This window comes from Chloroflexota bacterium (assembly GCA_020850535.1).
In the GTDB taxonomy this organism is placed as follows: Bacteria; Chloroflexota; UBA6077; order UBA6077; family JACCZL01; genus JADZEM01.
The window spans coordinates 1-22,763 of record JADZEM010000032.1 but is presented as its reverse complement, the minus strand read 5'-3'; the positions used below and the strand labels follow the sequence as shown (position 1 = coordinate 22,763).

The 22,763-nt window shown below is 66.3% G+C and carries 17 protein-coding genes; 11 read left to right on the top strand and 6 right to left on the bottom strand.

Annotated features, from left to right (window positions below):
* Positions 1-187: 187 nt before the first annotated feature.
* Positions 188-1,282, top strand: coding sequence for a mandelate racemase/muconate lactonizing enzyme family protein (locus tag IT306_05825; protein ID MCC7367918.1), 1,095 nt, complete (start codon positions 188-190; stop codon positions 1,280-1,282).
* 232 nt (positions 1,283-1,514) lie between these two features.
* On the opposite strand, the gene IT306_05820 is transcribed toward IT306_05825, so the two are convergent.
* From IT306_05820 to IT306_05810, 3 genes are all read right to left on the bottom strand, one after another.
* A complete protein-coding gene (locus IT306_05820) occupies positions 1,515-2,375 on the bottom strand; it encodes a 2-hydroxyacid dehydrogenase (GenBank protein MCC7367917.1) in 861 nt (286 codons plus the stop codon).
* A gap of 412 nt (positions 2,376-2,787) precedes the next feature.
* Positions 2,788-3,483, bottom strand: coding sequence for a hypothetical protein (locus IT306_05815; GenBank protein MCC7367916.1), 696 nt, complete (start codon positions 3,481-3,483; stop codon positions 2,788-2,790).
* Between the two features lie 260 nt (positions 3,484-3,743).
* Complete coding sequence (locus IT306_05810) at positions 3,744-4,760, bottom strand: Gfo/Idh/MocA family oxidoreductase (GenBank protein ID MCC7367915.1); 1,017 nt, start codon at positions 4,758-4,760, stop codon at positions 3,744-3,746.
* Positions 4,761-5,322: 562 nt separating this feature from the next.
* Between IT306_05810 and IT306_05805 the strand changes: the two genes are divergently transcribed.
* Positions 5,323-5,823, top strand: coding sequence for an N-acetyltransferase (locus IT306_05805; protein MCC7367914.1), 501 nt, complete (start codon positions 5,323-5,325; stop codon positions 5,821-5,823).
* 13 nt (positions 5,824-5,836) lie between these two features.
* Positions 5,837-6,127: a hypothetical protein gene (locus IT306_05800; protein MCC7367913.1), complete on the top strand. Its 291-nt coding sequence runs from the start codon at positions 5,837-5,839 to the stop codon at positions 6,125-6,127.
* A 284-nt stretch (positions 6,128-6,411) separates the two neighbouring features.
* Here IT306_05800 and IT306_05795 read toward each other — a convergent pair whose 3' ends face one another.
* Positions 6,412-6,840, bottom strand: a complete 429-nt coding sequence (locus IT306_05795) for a hypothetical protein (GenBank protein ID MCC7367912.1) — start codon at positions 6,838-6,840, stop codon at positions 6,412-6,414.
* Positions 6,841-7,748: 908 nt separating this feature from the next.
* On the opposite strand from IT306_05795, the gene IT306_05790 reads away from it, so the two are divergent.
* From IT306_05790 to IT306_05775, 4 genes are all read left to right on the top strand, one after another.
* Complete coding sequence (locus IT306_05790; GenBank protein MCC7367911.1) at positions 7,749-10,526, top strand: S8 family serine peptidase; 2,778 nt, start codon at positions 7,749-7,751, stop codon at positions 10,524-10,526.
* A 388-nt stretch (positions 10,527-10,914) separates the two neighbouring features.
* Positions 10,915-11,937, top strand: coding sequence for an NAD-dependent epimerase/dehydratase family protein (locus tag IT306_05785; protein MCC7367910.1), 1,023 nt, complete (start codon positions 10,915-10,917; stop codon positions 11,935-11,937).
* 14 nt (positions 11,938-11,951) lie between these two features.
* On the top strand, positions 11,952-13,097 hold the full coding sequence (locus IT306_05780) for a DegT/DnrJ/EryC1/StrS family aminotransferase (GenBank protein MCC7367909.1): 1,146 nt from the start codon (positions 11,952-11,954) through the stop codon (positions 13,095-13,097).
* A gap of 59 nt (positions 13,098-13,156) precedes the next feature.
* Positions 13,157-14,011 (top strand): polysaccharide deacetylase family protein, encoded by an 855-nt coding sequence (locus IT306_05775; GenBank protein MCC7367908.1) that lies wholly within the window; start codon positions 13,157-13,159, stop codon positions 14,009-14,011.
* A gap of 64 nt (positions 14,012-14,075) precedes the next feature.
* On the opposite strand, the gene IT306_05770 is transcribed toward IT306_05775, so the two are convergent.
* A complete protein-coding gene (locus IT306_05770) occupies positions 14,076-14,549 on the bottom strand; it encodes a RidA family protein (GenBank protein ID MCC7367907.1) in 474 nt (157 codons plus the stop codon).
* A gap of 207 nt (positions 14,550-14,756) precedes the next feature.
* Between IT306_05770 and IT306_05765 the strand changes: the two genes are divergently transcribed.
* Entirely contained in the window at positions 14,757-15,788 is a 1,032-nt protein-coding gene (locus IT306_05765) for a YihY/virulence factor BrkB family protein (GenBank protein ID MCC7367906.1), read from the top strand.
* Between the two features lie 108 nt (positions 15,789-15,896).
* Entirely contained in the window at positions 15,897-17,690 is a 1,794-nt protein-coding gene (locus IT306_05760) for a glycosyltransferase family 39 protein (protein ID MCC7367905.1), read from the top strand.
* 29 nt (positions 17,691-17,719) lie between these two features.
* Here the strand turns inward: IT306_05760 and IT306_05755 are convergent, their stop codons facing one another.
* Positions 17,720-18,835: a HAMP domain-containing histidine kinase gene (locus tag IT306_05755; GenBank protein ID MCC7367904.1), complete on the bottom strand. Its 1,116-nt coding sequence runs from the start codon at positions 18,833-18,835 to the stop codon at positions 17,720-17,722.
* A 214-nt stretch (positions 18,836-19,049) separates the two neighbouring features.
* Between IT306_05755 and IT306_05750 the strand changes: the two genes are divergently transcribed.
* Positions 19,050-21,956 (top strand): CHAT domain-containing protein, encoded by a 2,907-nt coding sequence (locus tag IT306_05750; GenBank protein MCC7367903.1) that lies wholly within the window; start codon positions 19,050-19,052, stop codon positions 21,954-21,956.
* 323 nt (positions 21,957-22,279) lie between these two features.
* Positions 22,280-22,763: hypothetical protein (locus IT306_05745; GenBank protein ID MCC7367902.1), on the top strand; the 484-nt coding region annotated here is incomplete at its 3' end.

Below are 22,763 nucleotides of genomic sequence, written 5' to 3'. Positions count from 1 at the left end.
CGGGCTGTTGGGATGCGAACGGGTGCGGGTGAACCATCAGCCCGGCGTGTCCGGTCTATACTGCCGCGCCGGGCCGGCCAGGACGCCCGCTCGGCAGCCTGACGGCGTCGTCAGGTGGTGTGGCCGCCGCGAAGTCGACGGCCGGCCTACCCTGCACCACCCGACGACGCGCACAGTGGGAGGCTTCATGCGGATTACCGATGTCACCACGACGCAGCTGCTGATCCCCGACCTGCCGGGCATCAAGGACTCGACGATCCGGACGGCCGGCAAGGGGCGCGGCGGACTCTTCGTGCACATCAAGACCGACGAGGGGATTGAAGGGTTCGGCGTCGGGATTGGCGAGTCGAAGGGCGTCATCGAGCGCCAGCTCAAGTCGGTGCTGGTGGGCCAGGATCCGCTCTGCCACGAGAAGCTCTGGGACGATATGTTCTGGAAGGTCCGTGGCTACGGTCGGAAGGGCGTGGCGTTCTGCGCGATCTCCAGCCTCGACATCGCCCTCTGGGACTTGAAGGCGAAGGCGTTCGGCGTGCCGCTCTACCGGCTGCTTGGCCCGTACACGGACACGGTGCCGATCTACGGCTCGGGCGGCTGGACGAGCTTCAGCGAGGCCGAGCTGGTCAAGGAGCAGACGGGGTACGTCGAGCGGGGCATCCCACGCGTCAAGATGAAGGTGGCCATCGACTTCGGCAAGGACGAGGCGCAGGATCTGAAGCGGCTGGCAGCGGTCCGCAAGGCTGTCGGCGACGACGTCGAGATCTTCGTGGACGCCAACAACGGCTACTACGCGAAGCAGGCCATCGCGATGGGCCGCCGCTTCCAGGACTACAACGTCCGCTGGTTCGAGGAGCCGGTCCTCGCGGACGACATCCAGGGGCTGGCGGCCATCGCGAAGGCCATCGACATCCCGGTGGCCACCGGCGAGCACGAGTACACGAAGTACGGGTTCAAAGAGCTGATCGCGCAGGGCGGCGCGGACATCGTGCAGCCGGACGTGGGCCGGGTGGGCGGCATCACCGAGTGGATGAAAGTAGCGCACCTGGCGCACGCGTTCAACCTGCCGGTCGCGCCGCACGCCGTGCAGCTGGTGCACCTGCACCTGGCCTGCGCCACCCCGAACCTGCGCGTAGTCGAGTACCTGGGCGTCTCCGAGGAGACGGACAAGATCTTCTACACGGAGTTCCCCGAGCCGAAGAACGGCATGTGGACGCCGTACCCGGACAAGCCGGGCCTGGGCCTGGAGCTGAACCCGAAGGCGGTGGAGAAGTACCGCGTCGGGTAGTGGTCAGTGATCAGGGCATGCTTGAGAACGCATGCGACTTGCCGTTGTCATCCTGAGCGGAGCGAAGGACGACAGGGTGGGGCGCTCGCGTCACCCGCTGACGGTCAGCTTGTGCATTGCTCGCGGACCGTCAACATTCGCGTCAGCGGGTGAGGTCCTTCGCTCCGCTCAGGATGACAGGGTGGGATGCCTCGCCCACTATGTCCCACGACTCCTGGCCCGTGGCTTCTGGCTACTCGAACAGGTCCGCCAGCTCCGGGACCACCCACTGGGCCTTTTCACCCTTTGAGACGCGCTCGATGTTGGCGAAGCAGTTCGCGAAGCGGCGCGGGAACGACTGCCACGTCGGGCCGGCCATGTGCGGCGTCAGGGCGACGTTCTTCAGCGCGAAGACGGGGTGATCGGCGGGGGGCGGCTCCTCGTTGAGCACGTCCAGGCCGGCCCCGAGGATCGTGCCCTTCCCCAGCGCCTCAACCAGGGCCTCTTCGTCCACCAGCTCGCCGCGCGCCGTGTTCACCAGGACGGCCGTTGGCTTCATGATCGAGAGCGACTCGGCGTCGATCAGGTGGCGAGTCTTCGCGTTGAGCGGTACGTGGACCGTCACGGCATCCGAGGTCCGCAGCAGCTCGTCCAGCTCCACGTAGCGCACGCCGAGGGCCTGCTCGCGCTCGGCCGGGAGGCGGAACGGATCGTAGTAGATCAGGTCGGCGTCCCAGCCCTGGAGCCGCTTCGCCACTTCCTGCCCGATGCGCCCCATCCCGACGATGCCGACGGTGGAGTGCCAGACCTCGTAGAGCCGCAGCGAGCCAAACGAGGGATCACGCCAGCCGCCTCGGCGGACGGCGTCGTCCAGGGCCGTCAACTGCTTGAGCGAGGCGAGGATCATCATGATGGCGTGCTCGGCCACGGCGATGGCGTTCGCGCCGCCGTTGACCGAGACCGGCAGCTTCGCGGCGCGCGCGCCATCCAGGTTGAACTTGTCGTAGCCGACGCTCATCAACTGGACGAGCTTGAGGCGGTTGCCGGCGGCCCTGAGCAGCGCATCGGTGGAGATGTTGCCGATGAAGCCGCAGAGGAAATCGGCGTCCTGAATGGCCGTTGGCACATCGGAGGCGGCCACGTTCTCGAAGATGAAGCCGGGCGGCAAGAGGCCGTCGGCGATGGCGCGCACTTCAGGATCAAGGATCGGCGCAAAGACGATCTTTGGCTCAGGCATCGTGATCCATCCTCCCGTTCACATCCGGGAGGGATCATGCCGCGCGGAGAGGCGATGCCGCCAAGCTGAACGCCCTGACAATCTGGCGGCCTGGCAGTCGTGCATGACGGGGTTGGGTCACTGCCGACACGTTCCCCGTCATCCCGAGCGGAGCGAGCTTGCGAGCGCCGTCGAGGGATCTTCTCTCGTACACGCCTACCAGGAAGATCCCTCCATTCCGCTCGTTCCTCGCTGCAATCGGGATGACGACGGGAACTGAGCGACCCTGCAGCTGAGGCCTGGGACAGCACTACGCGTGGACGCGGAGCGTCGCGGTCGCGGCGTTGTTGGCCTCGTCCGTCTCGGCGACCTCGTTGCGCGGGTCCACGGTTGCCGTCAGCGCGTAGCTGCCGGCCATGTCGGAGGCGTTCGCCTCGACGGTCAGCTCGGCTGTCGCGCCCGACTCCAGGTCGTTCCGCGTGCAGGTCACCAGGGTGCCTGCCTGTTCGCCGCTGGGCGTGAAGCGGCGGGTGCAGCCGAAGCCGGGCGCGCTGGCCCGCACGTTCGTCAGCAAGACCGGCACAACGGTGCTGACCGTCAGCATGCCGCCGTCGTTGCCCTCATTGCGAATCTGGATGGTGTAGCTGACCGCCATGCCGGGTTGGCCGTCCGCCACCCGCACGAAAGCGATCTGGAAGTCCGGGCGGGCATCGACCCTGAGCAGCTCGCCGCCGGTCGGCGAGGGGGACGCTGACAGCCCGGTCTGGGGCCAGGGCGACGGCGTCCCGACACGCCGCGCCACGTCGGCAGCGCGCGCGGCGATCCCCGAGGCGGCGTAGGTGTCGGCGACGATGTGGCCATCCACGACGACGAGGGCCAGCAGCACGGCGAGCATCGCCTGCCAGTGCCAGCGCATCCGCCAGCGCGCCCGGTGAGAAGGCCGATGGGCGGCCCGGTCAGTCGGCTGGAGCGGTGATGTGGAGTTGGGAGCGGATGTGGTGTCCATAGCCTTCGCCGCGCGATCTGTTCATAACGAGCATCTCATGACGGGCCGCCACCCGCTGTCGGCCGGTCGACAGTTCCGGCGTCGAGGAATCGACGCCCCAACCGGTATAACGGGCCGAAGGGACGCCCAGCGACGCCCCGAGCAGGAGAGACCGCACCGTCCCTTAGATCATCGGCTGCGACAAGCCAAATGAATAGGTCGCGAACGTGCAATTTCACGTTCGCGACCAGAATTGCCGGTCCTGCTGGGGGCTGAGCGGCTTACAGATCGACGGGGCAGCCGCCCTGCTTCAGGGACTGTGTCGCCGCTTCGAGGATGCGGACGATCCGCAGGCCCGCCTTGCCGTCCGTGAGCGGCGCCTTCCGCTCGCGGATGCACTCCACGAAGTGGGCGGCCTCCAGGGAGAGGGCTTCGGTGCTGCTGACCTTCGGCGCCCACATGTCGCCCGTCCGATACCCGACGAACATCTCGTAGGGGCCGTCCGGGCCGGCCGGGCCGTCGCCGAGGGTGATGCCACGGTCGTAGACCTTGACCTTCTCGCTCGGCTCGAGGTCGTCGTAGACAATCATCTGGCGGTCACCGCCGATGAGCGTGCGCCGGACCTTGACGGGGGCCAGCCAGTTCACGTTGATGTGGGCGATCAGGCTGTCCGCGAAGAAGCAGGTCAGGTAGGCGATGTTGACCGGCTGGCCTGGGACGTGCGCCGCGCCGGTGGCGGCCACCGCGTGCGGGGTCTCTCCGATCACGTAGTCCATGATCGAGAGGTCGTGGACGGCGAGATCCCAGAGCACATCCACATCGCGCTGGAAGAGCCCGAGGTTGACGCGCGTGGAGTCGAAGTAGTGAAGGCGACCGATCTGCCCGCTCTTGACCAGGTCGCGGATCTTGCGGACCGCGCCATGGTAGACGAACGTGTGGTCCACCATCAGGGTCAGGCCACGGCGCTCGGCCTCTTCGACCAGCAGGGCCGCCTGGGCGCTGTTGAGCGCGAGCGGCTTCTCCACCAGGACGTGCTTGCCGGCCTCCATCGCCTGCATGGCGAGGCGGAAGTGGCTGGAGACAGGCGTCGCGATGGCGACGGCGTCGATCTCCGGATCGAGGAGCATATCCTCGTAGCAGGGCGTCGTCTTGATGGATGGATAGTGCGCCTGCACGTCCACCAGCCGGTTGTGCGACAGGTCGCTGACGGCGACCATGCGCGCACCGGGCGTCAGAGTGAAGTTGCGAACCAGATTCGGACCCCAGTAGCCGTACCCCACGACGCCAATGCCAACCACCCGCTCTGGCTGGACCGGCGCGCCGTAGACGCGCTCATAGGTGGCTGGGGCCAATCGGGTTACGGGTCCTAACGACGCCGCCACGTTGCTTTCCCCCTACGCTCATGACGAACAGGTTTGGACAGAGACACAGCCCGCACTTCTCGGAGTCTAGGCGACGGCTGTCGCTGGAGAGTGCTGCCGTGGTCGAGAAACGGTTACCACGGACGGAGGTCTCGTCACTCATGCTAACGAGGCAGCGACAGAAGAAGTGCCATCTTCTTGCGACGGATCTTCATATTCTAGCGCCCTTCTGCATGGAATACCCGATGCGTCACCGGGGATACCGAGCACATGGGACGAGAGTACCTGAAGAGTTGCACGAGCTGGATGGTCGCTTCTGTCGACGAGGTATCTTCTGTTTCGATGGTTGCCTGCGTTTTCAAGACGAGCGCGCACCGGCGAGACAGGTCGTGACGCCGCCGTAACGGGACGGTCATCTTTCGGAGACCTCGCTTGACATCATCGAAGACGGGATGCTGCCGGGCGAATCTGCGACACTCTGCCTGACGCGCCCAGCAGAATGCGGAGGACTTTCGTGCCGATCAGCGCAGATGTCAAGCTCGGTCAGAACGTCGTCATTTTCCACCCGGATCTCGTCAACCTGTACGGCTGCACCGTGGGCGACGAGAGCAAGATCGCCACGTTCGTCGAGATCCAGCGCGGCGTGACGCTCGGGCGGCGGGTGAAGGTGGAGGCGTTCGCCTTCATCCCGTCTGGGGTGACCATCGGCGACGGGGTTTTCATCGGGCCGCACGTCTGCTTCACGAACGATAGGCGCCCGGCGGCGGTGACTGCTGACGGCGAACTGCTCGGTCCGGACGACTGGGAGATCACGCCAACGGTGGTGGAGGACGGGGCGGCCATCGGCGCGAATGCCACGATTGTCTGCGGCGTGACGATTGGCGCGGGGGCGCTGGTGGGCGCGGGGAGCGTGGTCACGAAGGATGTGCCGCCGCACACGCTGGTGGTGGGAAACCCGGCGCGGGTGGTCGGACCGTGGCCGCCAGCGTCAAAGCCCTGACCCGGCGCACGAGATGGCGACGTGGAAGACGGCACAGCATCTGGAAGACCACTACGGCAAGCACCGTGGTCAGTTCGGAACCCATTCAGTTGACGAATATGACGACAGCGCTCAAGAGACCATTGTCCTGGGTACACGATTCACCTATGTGGACAGCCGCACCAACGAGCCGCGCGTAGGCTACTACCATCGCGACTCCGCACGCTTTGTGGGTTCGGACGTGCAGGGATTCATCGTGACGCACCACCGACTTGACGAGGATGACGTGTACCGCTTGAAGCGCAGCACGTATTGGGAAGAGTGAGGTACGATGATAGTGATGGAAACACCAAGGCGAGAGTCGCAGGCCACGCCCCCGTCACCGGCTGAGACGCTTGACGAGGTTCACACGCGCCTCGTCGGCATCTACGCTTCTGTGGCCGAAAGCCTCAGCACCGACCCCACTATCGTTCCGTGGGTCGAGCGTGAGCTGCGTGACCTGATGCGGTTCATCAGCGCCTCTGGAGCGGCACCGTTGAAGCCTCGGGAGCGCCCCACGCGCTCCGAGCAGCCCGCTGACGCCCCGGTAGGCTGACGCGCAGGCGAGCGCTACGTCGGCCCCTCCGGCTTGTCCCCAAAGTAGGGGTGCGGCAGATGGACTCCTGCCGCGCGCTGCTCGGCGTCTCCGTCGTCCACGATGGCGGCCTGGAGCATGTCGTCCCCGTAGTAGACCTCGACCCAGGCGTACCGACTCTCGCCGTGCTCGTAGTTCTGCGACTTCAGCCACGCACGAAACGCTGCCCGCCGCGCATCGCCCAACTTCGATGCGTCACCGGACTCCTTGCCACCGTCCGGCCCGACGAAGAAGGTAAACCAGCCGTTCGACGGTGATGTTTGGATCGGCGTGAGCATCCCCAGGCCGAAGCCGAGGTGCGGATCCTCTACTTCGAAGATGCGTATCGCAGCACCGTGTGCTCGGTCGATGTCTGCTCTGCTGTAGCTCGTCACCGCGATGACGTGATGCCGATCAAATCCCATGCGTGCATTGCCTCTAGCTCTCACGTGCCAAGCACGAAGTTCCAGCGAACCTGAGCCTCATTCTTGACAGTATCGATGCCTTAGTCGCATATTCCAATGTAGCAACTTCGCAGAGCCATGCCTATGCTACAGCGCTTACTCGCACAGGACCCTCCAGATCCTAAGCGTCAGCCGGACTGGAGCGAGCGTATTCGACGATATACTGACGCCTTCAAGAATTCGTGGTGGAAATTCAGATAAGAATTTAAGAATGGCACGTTGCACCATTGACACGCCCCAGGCATTCGCATACGATCATGTTTGCTTCCGTCAAGCTGCGAACGGCATGCCCCGCCTGCGAGTCTAACGTCGGTGCTGAGAAGCCCCAATTAGCCAAGCGCTTTCGGACTCGGAAATGGTAAACATCTCAATTTTAGCGCACTGCGCTCCGGCGAGACGAGTCCTATCCACGTGGTCCACAGATCCGGCTACCCGCTGCTTCAAGAGGCGAGAATGAGGCGAGACTGGATCAGCAGGAGGACTACGACCGCATTGGTGGCTGGGTGTTTACCAGTGCTTGTGCTCGCATCCTATGCGTTGCTCTCCACAATCCCGCTCCCCCACTTATCTGGCATGTGGCGCGAGCCGACGCGCCAGGACCATCTTCGCGACTGCCCTCGGCTTCCAAACGAAGTGTACTACGAGTCGCGCTTGAAAAGAGATCCTCAACAAAGGGTGTCGTTGATGGTCTATGTGGCCCCAGCAGATGCAATGATTCCAGCTAAGTTCGACGCCGAGCAACTTTCAAGACGTGACAGCGAACTTGTGCTTCGTGTCCCATTGAACCGGGCGTGCGCCCTCTCCAACCTGCCGCAAGTCGTCCACGTAATTCACCTTCCCTCAGCGATATTTCCGTAGGAGGCCGCCTCGTGCATCGCACCTGGATACCGACGCTGAACAGAGTCTTGTGCCTGGCCATGTTGCTTGCACTCACGGCGCAGGCCGCTCCCGCCGTTGCCCAAAGTTCTCCACAAACCCTTCGCCAAGCGTCTCCTGTCGCGAGTCCTTCACCCCAGACGGCTCGGCCTGCCCCATCACCAGCCTCTGCCGGTACACCTCCAGCAAATGGCGAACCGATCAAGCCAGGCACTCCGAGTGCGGCGGTTCCGCAACGGAACGTACACCCAAAAATGGAGAATAATCTCGTACAGATCACTCGGGCAGAAAAGGGAGAAATTTCCGCCGAACAAGGTCGACAGTACAGTTTGCATTTTAACGAACCAGTCCTTGTGAATATTCAAGCAAATCCCACACAAGGGGACCAGGTTGACCGTCTCCTGAAGGGTCTCTCCATACCTGCGCTCGGGCGCACCAGAGATGTGATCGGTGCCGAAGTGCCCATCAGGCTGCTTGAAAGCCTGAGCCAGAGCTCAGCAGTTCGCTACATTGAGCGAGCTTATCGCGGGGAGCCTTCGAATATCGACAATGATGTGATTACCGATATTCTTTCGAAGGCGTGGTCGGATAATGGATATAAGGGAACCGGTGTAAAGATCGGCATTCTCGATGGTGGCTTTGAAGACTACTCCAACGCAGCCCGTGGCCTGACTCCGATTGATGGCAATCACTCTTGTCACCAGATGTCCAATACGACAATGACAGACCACGGGTCAATGGTAGCTGAGGTTATCAAGGGTATTGCGCCGGATGTTGAGATCTTTGTTGCAGCAGCAGATATAACGCCTCAACTCGTTCCGGCGATTGATTGTTTCCACACCAAGGGTGTGAAGATCATAAATATGTCCATGGGATTCCCTTATGCGTCTCTCGAAGGACCAGGCAACGGCGATGGTGTATCCGGCGGTTCGGTATTTGCTTTTGACTACGCTTCTAGTCTCGGAATCCTTGTTACCCATTCTATTGGGAACTCTGGAACACGCTTCTGGACAGGGTCGTGGGCAGATACAGATCTAGATGGCTGGCTGAACTTTACCGATGCGCTTGGTCAGCCGCAGGGCAACAGCTTGACGTTGAGCACATCGCAGTGGGCTTCTCCTAACGGGAGCATAGCACTGAGATGGCGCACGACAGGAACCGACGGTGTAGCGGAATGGGGGGATCCTTGCACGAACCTGGATCTACATGTTGGCACGGGCCTGTTTTCGCGAAAGTCGGAGAATAGCCAGTTCTGCGTTGGTGGTCCGTCGCTCCTGCGCCCTATTGAACTCGTGAACAATGCGAGTCCGAACACGACGATAAGTGTGAAATGGATCAGCGGACCTGACAACGTGACGCTTGATCTCGTGGCGATGGGCGTCTCAGTGAATTCTTTCGCCTCCGGATTTGGGACAGCCGCCGGTAGCTTCCTGCACCCTGCTGACGCTAAAGGATCTGGCGTCGTCGTGGTCGGCGGTCTTCTGAAGGGCGGGTCTGATCAACTTGCGGCATATAGTAGCGCTGGACCGACTACTGACGGTCGCAGCAAGCCAGACATTGTAACGTTGACTGGCCTTGACGTAGTTGGCGGGCCGTTTATAGGTACCTCCGCATCCGCGCCGATCGTGGCTGCAGGTGCAGTTCTCCTTCTGCAGTCTCAACCTGGACTAACAGGAGCTCAAATCGCTGCAGTGGTGAAGACCAATGCTGTGCCTGTTGTAACTGCTGAGGAGTATCGTGTCGGAAACGGCCGATTTAGGCTACTGGGCTTGCCCCCCTTAAGCTTGAGTCGCGTGGTGTTCATCGGTACAAGTGGTAGTGGACTGATGGCTCGTGGTGGGGCTGGCGGAGCGTCGAACTGGATCCATGCAAATGCTGGCAACGACCTCACCAAGATTGATGTCGTGCTCGCGCCGTCGCATATGCCACATCTGATGTACATCATTGGTAGGACGAATGGTTCGCCCGGAACCAGGAAAGAGTATCGCTCGACCGACAGCGGCGTGACCTGGACTCAGATTGCGGACTCACCATTGGCCACAAACGACGTGAAAATTCGGCCCGATGCGGACACTCGGTATGCAGCCGCTGCGGGTGCCCTCTGGAAGTCTCAGGGAGGCGGAACTTGGACCCAAACGGCGCTCGGAACGTATACGGTCCCGAATCATTGCCTGCACCGAGGAATCACGACGGGTCTGCATGCGTTCGTCTTGCCGACGGCTCCAGGCAGCAACCGGGTCTGGTTCCGACGTGCCCACGCCACTCCTAACTCGAATGGATCCAACTGCGATCAGATGCTCCACTACACGGATGACGAGGGAGCTAGTTGGTGGGGCGGATACGGTGGGTGGTCCAGCGCTGGGCACAGCCTGGTGGCTAGTCCCGATCCCACGCGGGTGTATATGGGCTACAGCTCGGGAAACCTGTATCGATTCGACTGGACCAGTCAGACATCCGCTACTGGCGCTCAGGCTGGTCCATTTGGACTCGGAGCAGGCAATTTCGCGAGCAACACAAAGAATCATGCCCTGTTCTACATCCCCCCACCATGGAGCACAACTGGTCACTACATATCTGAGGACGGAGGATCGACCTATACCCTGGTGACCGGGGGGTTTAGCCCAACGCTTGGTATGCGCTACGAATCGGCGCAACCTACGAATTGGTGGGCCGCCTCAGGAACGACGATCTTCTCCTCAACAGACAACGGAGCGTCGTGGACGAATTCCGCGACGGGCTTCTCTAGCGCGCTCACGTCCGCTGTTCGCTAGACGGCGCACCGTAATTCCGCGAGTCGAGCGTGGCTCCGTGGGCTCTGCCGCCCGGCTTCATGAGCGTGGCCGCCGGTGCCCAGGTCACACGGCCTGAGCGTCGTACTCTCTGCCGCCGGTCTGGACATTTGCACGTTCAGGATGATGCACTGCAGTGTCTCGCGTCCACGCCGGCATGCGGAGGCCGCCGTGCAAAATGCCTGAAACGGGATCACAACGTCACATCATCTTGGATCGCTGCGTTCATTCGATATGCTGTGCAGGTGACGGTCGTGACATCCAGATCAGGCGTCCTATCCTCACGCAGATTGGTTGCAGCCACGTGCCCATCGGCGGAGCACGACGGCGCGATACTTCTCTTGGACGAGCGCACAGGCAGGGGTAATCGATGAGTATCGAGCTGAGTGGCGCACGCGTGCTCGTCACCGGTGGAGCCGGTTTCATCGGCTCGTACATCGTGGATCAGCTGCTGGAGTCCGGCGCTGAGCACATCGCGATTGTGGACGACTTCGTACGCGGCCGCCATGAGAACGTGGCGGACGCCGTCGGGACGGGCCGGGTCGAGGTTGTTGAGGGCGACATCCGTGACACCGCGCTGGTTGACCGCCTCACCGCGGGGCGAGACCTCGTCTTTCACCAGGCGGCGCTGCGCATCACCCAGTCCGCCGAGGAGCCCGTTCGCGCGGTCCAGGTGATGGTCAACGGCACCCAGAACATTCTGGAAGCGGCCCGCAAGCACGGCATCAAGAAGATCGCGGCGGCGTCGACGGCTTCGGTCTACGGCGACCCGTCCTACCTGCCGATGGACGAGCAGCACCCGTTCAACAACCGCACCCTGTACGGCGCGGCGAAGATCGCCAACGAGCAGATCCTGCGGGCCTACAACGAGATGTACGGCCTCCAGTATGTCATGTTCCGGCCGTTCAACGTCTACGGGCCGCGCATGGACGTGTTCGGCGCGTACACCGAGGTGATGATCCGCTGGCTGGAGCGGCTGGGCCGGGGCGAGCCGCCGGTGATCTTCGGGGACGGCCTCCAGACGATGGACTTCATCTACGTGGAGGACGTGGCCGAGGCGTACCTCAAGGCGATGGCCTCCGACGTGAGCGACGAGGTCTTCAACTGCGGCACGGGCGTCGAGACGAGCCTGTTGGAGCTGTGCAAGCAGTTGTGCATCGCGGCAGGCCACCCGGACATCGAGCCGACGTTCGCGCCCGCACGGGCGGTGAACAACGTGCGACGGCGGCAAGCCTGCACCAGACTGGCCCGCGAGCGGGTGGGCTGGGAGGCCCGCACCTCCCTCGCGGAGGGGCTGCAACGGCTGGTCCGCTGGCACCGCGATCTGATGGCGTCAACCGCATCCACATCCGTTTCGACGCCGCCGGCCGGCAGCGGTCCGTCGGCATCCTGAGGGGAAGGCTCACCATGACGGTCAGTGCTGCACACCCGGTGCGCATCCCGATCACCCGCCCGTGTGTCGGCGAGGAAGAGGGGAACGCCGCCGCCGAGGCCGTTCGCTCGGGGTGGCTTTCGCAGGGCCGGCAGGTCCAGGAGTTCGAGCGAGAGCTGGCCGCCTACATCGGCGTCAGGAACGCCGTGCTGACCTCGAACTGCACCACCGCGCTGCACCTGGCGCTGGTCGCGGCCGGCGTCGGCCCCGGCGACGAAGTGATCTGCCCGTCGTTCTCCTTCATCGCGACGGCCAACGCCATCCTGCACGCTGGCGCGACGCCGGTCTTCGTGGATATCGACCGACAGACCTACAACACCACGCCAGAGCTGCTGGAAGCGGCCATCACAGCCAAGACCCGGGCGCTGATGCCGGTCGATCAGATCGGGCTGGCAGCGGATATGCCGGCGATCATGGCCCTGGCAAAGCGCCGCTCGCTGGCCGTCGTCGAGGACGCCGCCCCGACGCTCGGCGCGACGGTCAACGGGCAGAAGGTCGGCACGTTTGCCGACTTCACCTGCTTCAGCTTCCACCCGCGCAAGAGCATCACGACCGGCGAGGGCGGCCTGATCGCCACGAACGACGACGTGGCGGCTGAGCGGCTCCGGGCGATCCGCTCGCATGGCGTCTCGACCTCCGCGTTCGCGCGGCACGCCTCGGGCACCACCGACATCGAGGTCTACAACGAAGTCGGCTGGAACTACCGCATGACGGACATCCAGGCAGCCGTGGGGCGCGTGCAGCTGCGGAAGCTCGACGGCATTCTGGACGAGCGCCGTCGCCTTGCGCGCCGTTACGACGAGCTGTTCGCGCCTGAGCCACGCATCCAGACGCCGTTCGTGCCGGCCAGCCGGCCGCACACCTACCAGTCGTACTGCGTGCGGCTGCAGGGCGGCGCGTCTCGCACGCGGATCATGGCCGCGCTGGCGGACCGAGGCATCGCCAGCCGGCGCGGCGTGATGGCGAGCCACCTGGAGCCATTCTACCGCGAGCTGTACCCGACGCTCTCCCTGCCGGTGACGGAGGCCGCGACCGCCGAGACATTGTTGCTGCCGCTGTACGTCGGCATGACCGAGGCCGAGCAGGACGAGGCGGCAGCCGCGTTGCTCGAGGCGCTCTAGCGCGCGCTGGCGCGGTGCGGGGCAGTCGCGTCCCGCGGATATGCGGAGAGATGGCGGCCATGGGGAGCAGCCCGGGGGCCGCATGGCTGAACGGACAGGGGAATGGCAACACCGTGAAACAGGTGCTCAGAAAGCTGGTCAGATGGACTGGCCTGCGCCGCTCGACGGTCGCTGCAGCCAGGATGTGCTGCGAGCGCAATGTGCTGGCCAGAGTGGGGCGACGACAGCCACGCGCTGGCGGGCGCATTCTCTGCTACCACTCGGTGGGGCAGCCGATGTGGGGCGTCAACGACGTGCATCCGGACCAGTTCCGCCGCCAGATCGAGACGGCGATGCGGGCCGGCTATCGGTTCGTGCAGCCATCGGAGATCGCGGCCTCCGGCGGCGGCCCGCGCGACCTCGCCATCACCTTTGACGACGGGCTGAAGTCCGTCCGCACCGTGGCCGCGCCGATCCTGGCGGAGTACGACATCCCGTGGGCGCTGTTCGCGGTGTCGGACTGGGCGGACGGCCGCCACGCCTTTGGCGACGACGTGATGCTTGACTGGGACGAGATCGCCAGCCTCGCGCGGGACGGCGTCGAGATCGGCAGCCATTCGGTGACGCATCCGAACTTCGGCGCGCTGGAGCCGGCCGCCGTCGCGCAGGAGCTGGGCGAGTCGCGCCGGACCATCGCGTCCCGGATCGGGCTGACGCCGGCCACGTTTGCGATCCCGCTGGGCCAGTCCGCCAACTGGACGGCCGAGGCCGGCCGCGCGGCGCGGGCGGCAGGCTACACCACGGTCTACGCGCAGGCTGAGGAGACCCGGCCGAACGAGACGACGCCGCGCACCTTCATCACGCGGTGGGATCATGACAGCGTCTTTCTGGCCGCGCTCGGCGGAGTCTTCGACCGCTGGGAAGAGTGGGTGTAGCGTCGGCAGCGTGCGGGACGTCGCGCCGGGTGCGCCGCGCGCAATGACACGGCAGGGCAACGGGTCAGTCCAGCCCGCCGTCGATCTCCACGATCATCTCGATCTCGGTGGTGATCCCGCGCGGCAGGCTCTGCATCCCGACCGCCGAGCGCGCGTGCCGGCCACGGTCGCCGTACAGCTGCACCAGCAGGTCCGAGCCGCCGTTGATCACCTCCGGATGCTGGCCGAACTCCTCCGTGCAGTTGACCATGCCGAGCAGCTTGACGATCCGCGTGACCCGGTCAAGGTCGCCGATCTCCTGCTTGAGGGAGGCCAGGCAGTTGAGCATGGTCAACTGCGCCGACTGGTAGCCCTCTTCGACGGTGCGCTCCTTCCCGACCTTCCCCTGAAAGGCTGGCGCGCCGTCGAGCGTGGGGCCGTGGCCCGAGAGAAACACGAGGGTGCCAACCGTCACACAGCGGACGTAGTTCGCGACCGGTGCCGGGGGAGTCGGAAGAGAGAGGCCGAGGGCCTTGAGCTTCGCTTCGACCTGGGTCATCGCATGCCTCCGGGGGCGCACAAGTTCGCGGCAGCGTAGCAGGCGAGCAGCATCGACGGCGAGGCGGCGGGACGGCACAGTCAGGACAGCGGCGTTCGGACATCGCCGGCGCTCTGCTCTTGAAGGCCACGGCGCGCTATCCTGTCGCCACACGCATACGCGCTCAGATTGCGGCGGCGAGATCGCTGCTCCGTAGGGGCTTCGCCGATGAACATGCTGCTCGATCGCTTCTACCGGACGCCCGTCGGTCGGTTTGCCGCTGCCTGGGGCGAGCTGCGGGCTGGCGAGGGCGCGGTGCTCATCGCCTGGCAGTTGCTGTTCTCACTGCTGCCGCTGGTTGTCGGGCTCCTGGCGATCGTGGGGCTGGTGCTGCGGAACCCGGACCGGCTGGCGGCGCTGGCCTCCACGATCTCGCAGCAGTTCCCCGAGCAGGCCAGCGACCTCGTCGGCTTCATCACCGAGACCCGTGAGTTTGGCGGGGTCATCGGCGTGATCAGCGTCCTGGGCCTGCTCTGGAGCGGCTCGAACCTGTTCGGCGTGATGGGCGCGGTCTTCAACCGGTTCTACGGCGTCGAGGACCGCACGTTCGTGGCGCAGAAGCTGGTGGCGTTCATCATGATGGCGGTCTACACCGTGCTGGTATCCGTGTCCGTTGCCAGCACAAGCCTGACGGGCGTGGTGATCGGCCTGTCGGAGAACGTGCTGCCGTTCCGCATCCCGGCGTTCGCCTTCCTGCTCGGCTGGCTGATCTCGCTGGGGTCCGCCGTGTTGATGTTCCTGGTGCTCTACCGGGTGGTGCCGAACGCCCGCATGCGCCTGTGGAATGTCTGGCGCGGGGCGGTGCTGGCCGGCCTCCTGTTCGTGGCGCTGACGCAGATATTCCCGATCTACCTGCGCTTCCTGGGTGGGGGCTTCGCCGCGTACAAGGCGCTCGGGGTGTTCCTGCTGCTGATGACCTGGTTCTACTTCCTGGGGATGATCCTCTGCCTGGGGGCGCTGGTGAATGCGCTCAACTCTGGCCTCTGCCCGGCGCCCTCGAAGCCGAAGCGGGAGGCCGAAGCGGCGGCGGCCCAGGTGATGGCCCGTCAGGCTGAGGCGGATTCGGGCGGGCCGGTCAAGGTGCTGGTCTGGACGGGCCTGACCGCCGCCACCACGAGCGTCGTGCTGCTGCTGACGCGCCGACTGGCCGTGCTGCTGTGGCGGGGGATGACCCGGCAAGATCCGCCGTCCACGGTGTAGCCGCGCCGGGGTGCGGCCTGCAGGGCCGCCCACTGGCGCACCGCCCGCGCGGCCCGGTACCGTTCGGGCCATCCTGTCCCCCGTCGTCGTGTGAGGATGCCCCGCCGTGTGGACGCCCCAGCCATGAGCGCCGCCGCCGAGCGCGCTCCGTCAGATTCGCGGCACCCGGCCCGTGCCGCTGGTCGGGCCGGCGCGGGCGCCGCCGCCTCGCCGCGCGTGCGGATCTTCGCACTCGTCGCCGTGCTGGCCATTCTTGGCGCGGCGCTCTGGCTCATCGATGGGCAGATCGACAAGGCCTACGTCTACGACGACGTGAACTTCATCCTGGGCGCGCGGGCCGTCGCCGACACGGGCCGGCCGTTCGGGAATCAGGGCTACCTGCTGCATCTCTACCACGAGCGCGAGCAGTGGGCGCTCTGGCATCCCCCACTGTACCTGTACGCGCTCGGGCTGACCGTCAAGCTGTTCGGAGACGGCGAGCGGGCGGCGCGCGGCCTGAGCGTCCTCTGCATGCTGATCGCGGCCGGGTTCGCGTTTGACCTGGCCCGCCGGACGGTGCTGCTGCGAGGCGGCAGCGCCGACCGGGCCCTGGTGGCCGGGGTGCTGGCGGTGGCCGTCTACGCCCTCAATCCGCTGGCGATTCAGGCGGCCCAGGTGCTGGACATCGACAACACGGTGTTGATGGTGCTGCTGGTGAGCGTGGTATGGCTGGCCGTCCGGCTGCCCGGTTCATGGAGCGTGTCCATCATCGTCGGGTTGGCGCTGCTGTACGCGCTCGGCCTCTGGGCCAAGCTCACGACGCCCCTGGCGCTGGCCGTGGCGCTGGCGTTTACCCGGCTCTTCCAGCCGGTCGGCTGGCGTGGCGCACTCCAGGCGCTGGCGGTGGCTGCGCTCGGATGGGCCATCTTCACGGTGACGTGGCTTGGCATCAGCGCGCTGGCCGGGTTCCCCATCGAGTACACGCTGGAGGTCGTCCACAACGAGGCGTTGGAGAGCAGCCTCAGCTCGCGGGATCGGCTGGTGAGCTTGCAGGCGTTTGTGTATGGCGTCGCGCCGGCCCTGCTGTGGATCGGCCCGTTCTTCTGCCTGCTGTTTGTCTCGGCCGGCCTGCCGCGCCTCTGGAGCCTGTTGCGCGGCAAGGGGCTGGACGCCGCTGACGTGCTGGTGGTGCTGGGCGCGGCGATCTACCTGGCGTACATCTTCAAGCTGGCCGGCAACTTCCCGAAGTACCACGCGGCGATGCTGCCGCTGTGGGCTGCTGCCAGCGGCGCGCTGGTGGCACGGCTGGCCGGCCGCCCGACGCTGCTCCAGTACACCGTGGTGATGCTCGGCGGGGGCGTCCTGTGGGCGTGGATGTACCCGCGCACCGAAGACCTGTGGGCCATCGTGTGGGAGGTTACGCTCAACGTCGAGCTGATCCTGATCCCGCTGGCCATCGGCCTCGGCGTTGCACTGCTGTTGGCCGTGGCCGGGCGGCGCAACCTGCTCGGGGCGCTGCCGGTGGCGTTCCTGGTGCTGACGCTGGTCTGGTCGATGGCGCTCGACGTGGTGCAACGGGACCGCAAAGGCTCGTCGACATACTTCTATGGCCGCATCGGGCAGCACGAGGCCGCCGAGGCGCTGGACAGGCTCCTGCGCCCTGGCGAGGTGTACGTGGCCTCCAAGGAGGCGGCCTGGTACGCCCGCGAGAAGCATTACGTGGATCAGGACTCCTGGCAGTACGTGACCTGGGAGGTCAACGGCGCCCGCTGGGACTACACCTACGAGGGCTACCCGATCCGCGTGCTGGCGCTGGAGGTCGGCGAGCAGTCGCTGCGCTGGGCCTACGACGGGCTGCTGCTGCGCAACGGCTACCAGTACGCTGGCGAGTACGGGAACTTCCTGATCTACGTGCGGCAGTAGCGCCGGGCAGCGCGGTTGCGGCAGCGCGGCTACGGCAGCGCGCGGGCGACCTGGGCCGCCGGTGCGCCGACGGGCACGTCGGCGGTTGCGGGGCGCTCCTCGGCCAGCGGCAGGGTGAACCAGAAGGTGCTGCCCGCGCCACGCACGCTCGACACGCCGACGCTCCCGCCATGCGCCTCGACAAGGTCTTTGACGATGGCAAGCCCCAAGCCGCTGCCTTGCTCGCGGAGCCGCCTGCCGTCTGGCGCCCGGAAGAAGCGGTCGAAGACGCGCTCCTGATCGTCGGCGTCCAGGCCGATGCCGTGATCCTCGATCTCTACGCGGACCTGCTGGCTCTGGAGCAGCGCCCGGACCACGATCTCGCTGGCGGCCGGCGAGTAGCTGATGGCGTTGGTCAGCAGGTTGGCGAGGATCTGGTGGATCCGCTGCGGATCGGCGCGGGTCACAAGCTGATGCTCCGGCATGTCCACCGCCAGCCGGTGCGTCGGGTGGTGCGCGCCGAAGCCGGAGACGATGCCGTGAATCAGGGCGCCGAGGTCCACCGGCCGCGTGTGGAGGCTGAACCCCTGTGCCTGCACCCGCGTCGCCTCAACCAGGTCGTCCAGCAGGCGCTGCATCGTCCCGGAGGCGGCGCGAATGGCCTCCGTCATCTCTTCCGGCGAGTCCAGGTGCTGGGGCCGCCGGCGGCTGGTGAGCAGCTCGGCGTAGCCGACGACGTGCGTGAGCGGGCTTCGGAGCTCGTGGACGACCGCCAGCAGCGCGGCATCGCGCGAGCGGACAGCGCCACGCCAGCGGTCCGCTTCCTGGCTGGCGTCGGCAAGCTCATAAGTCGCTTCGTCGGCACGCGCAGCGGCCACGTCCCGTGCACGCATCGTGATCAGCAGCGCGACGGCCAGTACCAGACCGACCACGGTCGCGAGCGCCGTGAGGGCGTTCATCTGCTCGTGCAGACGGATCAGCAAACCGGCCGCCTGCTCGCGGAGGGAGCCGGGGGCGTCGGCGTCGTCCAGGACGACGACCAGCGCCAGCGCGGAGAGCAGCAGCGCGGCAAGCGCCAGAATCTCACCAGCGGACCGAGTGACAGACGGTCTGGAATGCCCCGGGCGGGGGGATAGCCGCGATGCCTGCAACTGGTTGACGCGCACGCAGATCCTCAACTTACGCTCAGGTTCACATGAACTAGCAGACATTCAGTAGCACGATACGCGCGGAAGCGTGCAGTCCAGGTGTCCACTGTGCCCATTATGGGCCATTTTGTGCATTCGTCAATACGCTGTTCTGCACAACGGCGGAGGAGGATCTCGCTACAATGGATACATGACAGGCGCGACCTCGCAGTCGGTTGCCACCGAATCTCGCATGCCTGAGCGTGGCGAGCCGGGGAGCCGCGCCGAGGCGACAGGGCCGGAGCCGAGCGTCAGCATTTCAGATACGGCGGCGGTGAGCGAGCCGAGCCTCGACGCGCTGCGCGAGCGTTGGGCAGCCCGCGCCCGCGAGGTCGAAGGCTGCTACCAGACCGATCCGCACGCCGGCGTGGCCCTGGCCGAGGCGTGGCAGGCTGAGGAGGCTGGCGGCGAGGGACAGGCGCGGGCGTTGCGGGCCGCGGCGTATGCGCTGCGAACCGCTGGCCTCTACGAGCGGGCCGAGCCGTGCTTCACCGAGGCCGAGGCGGCATTCGACGCGCTCGGGCTGCGCGACGACGCCGCGCGGACGAGGATCGGGCACGTCGAGGCGCTCCGGTACCTCGCGCGGTACGACGAAGCCGTAGCCCTGGCCCATCGGAACCTCGAGTATCTGCGCTCGCGCGGGCCGGCGTTCGGGCTGGACGTGGCCCGGCAGACCATCAACCTGGGGCTGGTCTGCTGGCGGCGTGGAGACCTCGAAGAGGCGTTGCGCTGCTTCTCGGACGCCCGGGACTACGGGCGCAAGGAGCGCATCCGCGAGCTGGCCGCCACGGCCAGCATGAACATCGGGCTGGTGCTCAACGAGCTGGGGCGGTTCGGCGAAGCGTTGAAGGCCGACCTGTCCGCCGTCAAGGACTTCCAGGCGCTCAACGCCCGTGAGCGGCTCGCCACGGTCCAGATGAACCTGGGCCTGCTCCACATCAGCCGAGGTGAGTACGGGCAGGCCCTCGAAGCGCTGCTGGCGAGCCGCGCTCTGTGCGAGGAGCTGGGGCTTGACCGCAAGCGGGCGGCCGTGGACGTGGACTTGACGCGCGCCTACCGCGCGCTCAACCTGGCCACTGAGGCCGCCGAGTCCGTGGCCCACGCCGTCGCCACGTTCCGCGCGAACGACATGCCGTTCGAGCTGGGGACGTCGCTGCTGCTGTCGGGACAGGTGGCCGAGCTGCGCGGCGATCTCGCCACTGCGCGGCAGGAGCTGGCCGAGTCCCGGGCGTTCTACGCGCGCATCGGCAACGCCGTCTGGGAGACGATCGCGCAACTGGCCGGCCTGCGCCTCGCGGCCATTGAGGCGACGCTCGGCCAGCTCCCCGTCTTGCTGGACGAGGTGCGAGAGGTGGCGGCCCGGCTGGAGCCGCTGGGTGCGCCGGAGCATGCCGCCAACGCGCACCTGCTGGCCGGCGAGATTCAGGCGCGGCTCGGCAACCTGCGCGGCGCACAGGCCGACCTCCAGGCGGCGCTGGCGCTGGGCGCTCGTCTTGGGTCCGATGCCGTCCTGTCGCAGGCGCACGAGGCTGAGGGCACGCTGCTCGAAGCCAACGCCCCCGACGAGGCCCGCGCGTCCTACGAGCAGGCGGTGATCCATCTCGAGCGGCTGCGCGCCCGTGCCCGCGCCGACGATCTCAAACTGGCGGTCGTGGGGGGGGCCGGCGCCAGCGCCGAGAGCCTCTACGAGCGCATTGCGCGGCTCCTGCTCGGCCCGGTCACCACCTACTGCGAATCGTGCGCCCCCCACTACCACCGCGCAACGGCCAAACGGGGCCGCGACGCGTTCCGGTGGCTCGAACGCGGGAAGTCTCGTGGGCTGCTCGAAGACGCGCTTGGCAAGCAGCCGAACGCTGCCACCGTCTCGCCGCGCCTGCGCCGCGCCCGCGAGCGTGTCGCAGAGCTGCGCGCCCGCCTCAACGCGGCCTATACCGAGCAGTACGCGCTCGAAACGCCGGCGGCGCGTGGGGCTGCCGCACCGATCGTCGATCTGGAGCGGACCGAGCGCGAGCTGAGCCGGGCGACGCGCGAGCTTCAGATCTTGATGCGCGGCGACGGCGCGGTGGACATCACGGCGCTGATCGACGTGGGGCGCGTCCAGGCGGCGCTCGACGAGCGGACCTGTCTGGTCGAGTACGTGGTGCTGGGCGACGAGATCGCCTGCTTTGTCGTACGCCGCGAGCATTTCGCCGTGTTCCGCAACCTGGGGACGCGCACGCAGGCCGAGAAGGCGCTGAGCTGGTTCTGGTTCCACATCCGCAAGGGGACGTACGGCGCGGAGTTCCTGCGGGCCAACCAGCGCTCGCTGGCCCGGGCGATTGACCAGGCCTTGCAGCAGCTTGGCGAACTGCTCGTCGCGCCGCTTGCCGGCGCGCTCGCAGACTCCGATCACCTCGTCGTGGTGCCACACAGCCTGCTGCACGGCGTCCCGCTCCATGCGCTCCCGTACGCGCAAGCGATGCTGCTGGATCAACTGACCGTCTCCTACGCGCCGAGCGCCGCCGTCTTCGCGGCGACGGCCGGGCGGCCATCGCCGGCCATCGAACGGCCGCTGATCGTGGCGCCGGACATCGCGGATCTGCCGTGGGTCCAGGACGAGGCGCGGCGCATCGCCGAGCAGTTGCCGGGGGCGCTCATCCTGAGCGGGCGTGACGCGACGTTGGAGCGTGTGCGGCACGAGTCCCGCGACCGCGACAGCCTGCACCTTGCCACGCACGGCGTCTTCCGCGCCGACAACCCGACCTACTCCGCGCTGGAGCTGGCCGACGGCTGGCTGAGCGTCGGCGAGCTGGCCGAGTTGAGCCGTGGGCAGCAACTGGTCTGCCTGTCCGCGTGCCACACCGCTGTGAGCGGGGTCGGCCCGGGGGACGAGCTGCTTGGGCTGACGCGGGCGGTGCTCGGGTCCGGGGTGGGGGCGCTGGTGGCCAGCCTGTGGGCCGCGAACGACGATACGGCCCCCGCGTTCATGACTGCGTTCTACCGGGGCCTGCGGAACGGTCAGAGCCGGGCCGCGAGCCTGCGGGCCGCTGCGCTCAGCACCCGCTCGCGCGAACCGCACCCGTACTTCTGGGCGCCGTTCATCCTTGTCGGCGCGCCGTAAGCGTCAGGCTGCCTCCCCGCGCCCGGCGAGACCTCGCCGCCCCAGTCGCCTGTCGCGCGAACGGCGGAGGGGTGTAGTTCGCCGCCCGGCCGCCGTTCAGGCCGTCTCAGAGGGGCTTTGGCATGCCCATGTGGACCATCTGACTGTCCATTCGGACGAAATGTCGAAGATGTAGCTCTTCTCCCTGCACGAAATCTCGCGTGCGCCGCCACTGATCAGTCAGAGCGGCGCATGCGACCCCAACACGGTCGCGGCGTCTCCGAGTACGAGCGACCAGTCCCAGGCGAAAACGCCGGGATCTTCCGCAGGAGGATGTTGGGGCCATGCGTGCACTTCGGGCGATTGCGATCAGCGCGTTTCTTCTTTCCGCGTCCAGCACCGCAGCGTTCGCCGCAGGGGATGGCGGCGGCTATTCGATGCCCAACTCGGCTCAGAGCCAGGTGGTGCGTGGTGACGGCGGCGGCTACTCGCTGCAGAGCGATCTCCAGTTTGTGCGTGGCGACGGCGGCGGGTACAGCATCCCGACCCGTGGCGATGGCGGCGGCTACAGCATCCCGACGCGTGGCGATGGCGGCGGGTACACGATCCCGACGCGTGGCGACGGCGGCGGTTACAGCATCCCGACCCGTGGCGACGGCGGCGGGTACACCATCCCGACCCGTGGCGACGGTGGTGGCTACAGCATCCCGACCCGTGGTGACGGTGGTGGCTACACCATCCCGACCCGTGGTGACGGTGGTGGCTACACCATCCCGACCCGTGGCGACGGTGGTGGCTACACCATCCCAACCCGTGGCGACGGCGGTG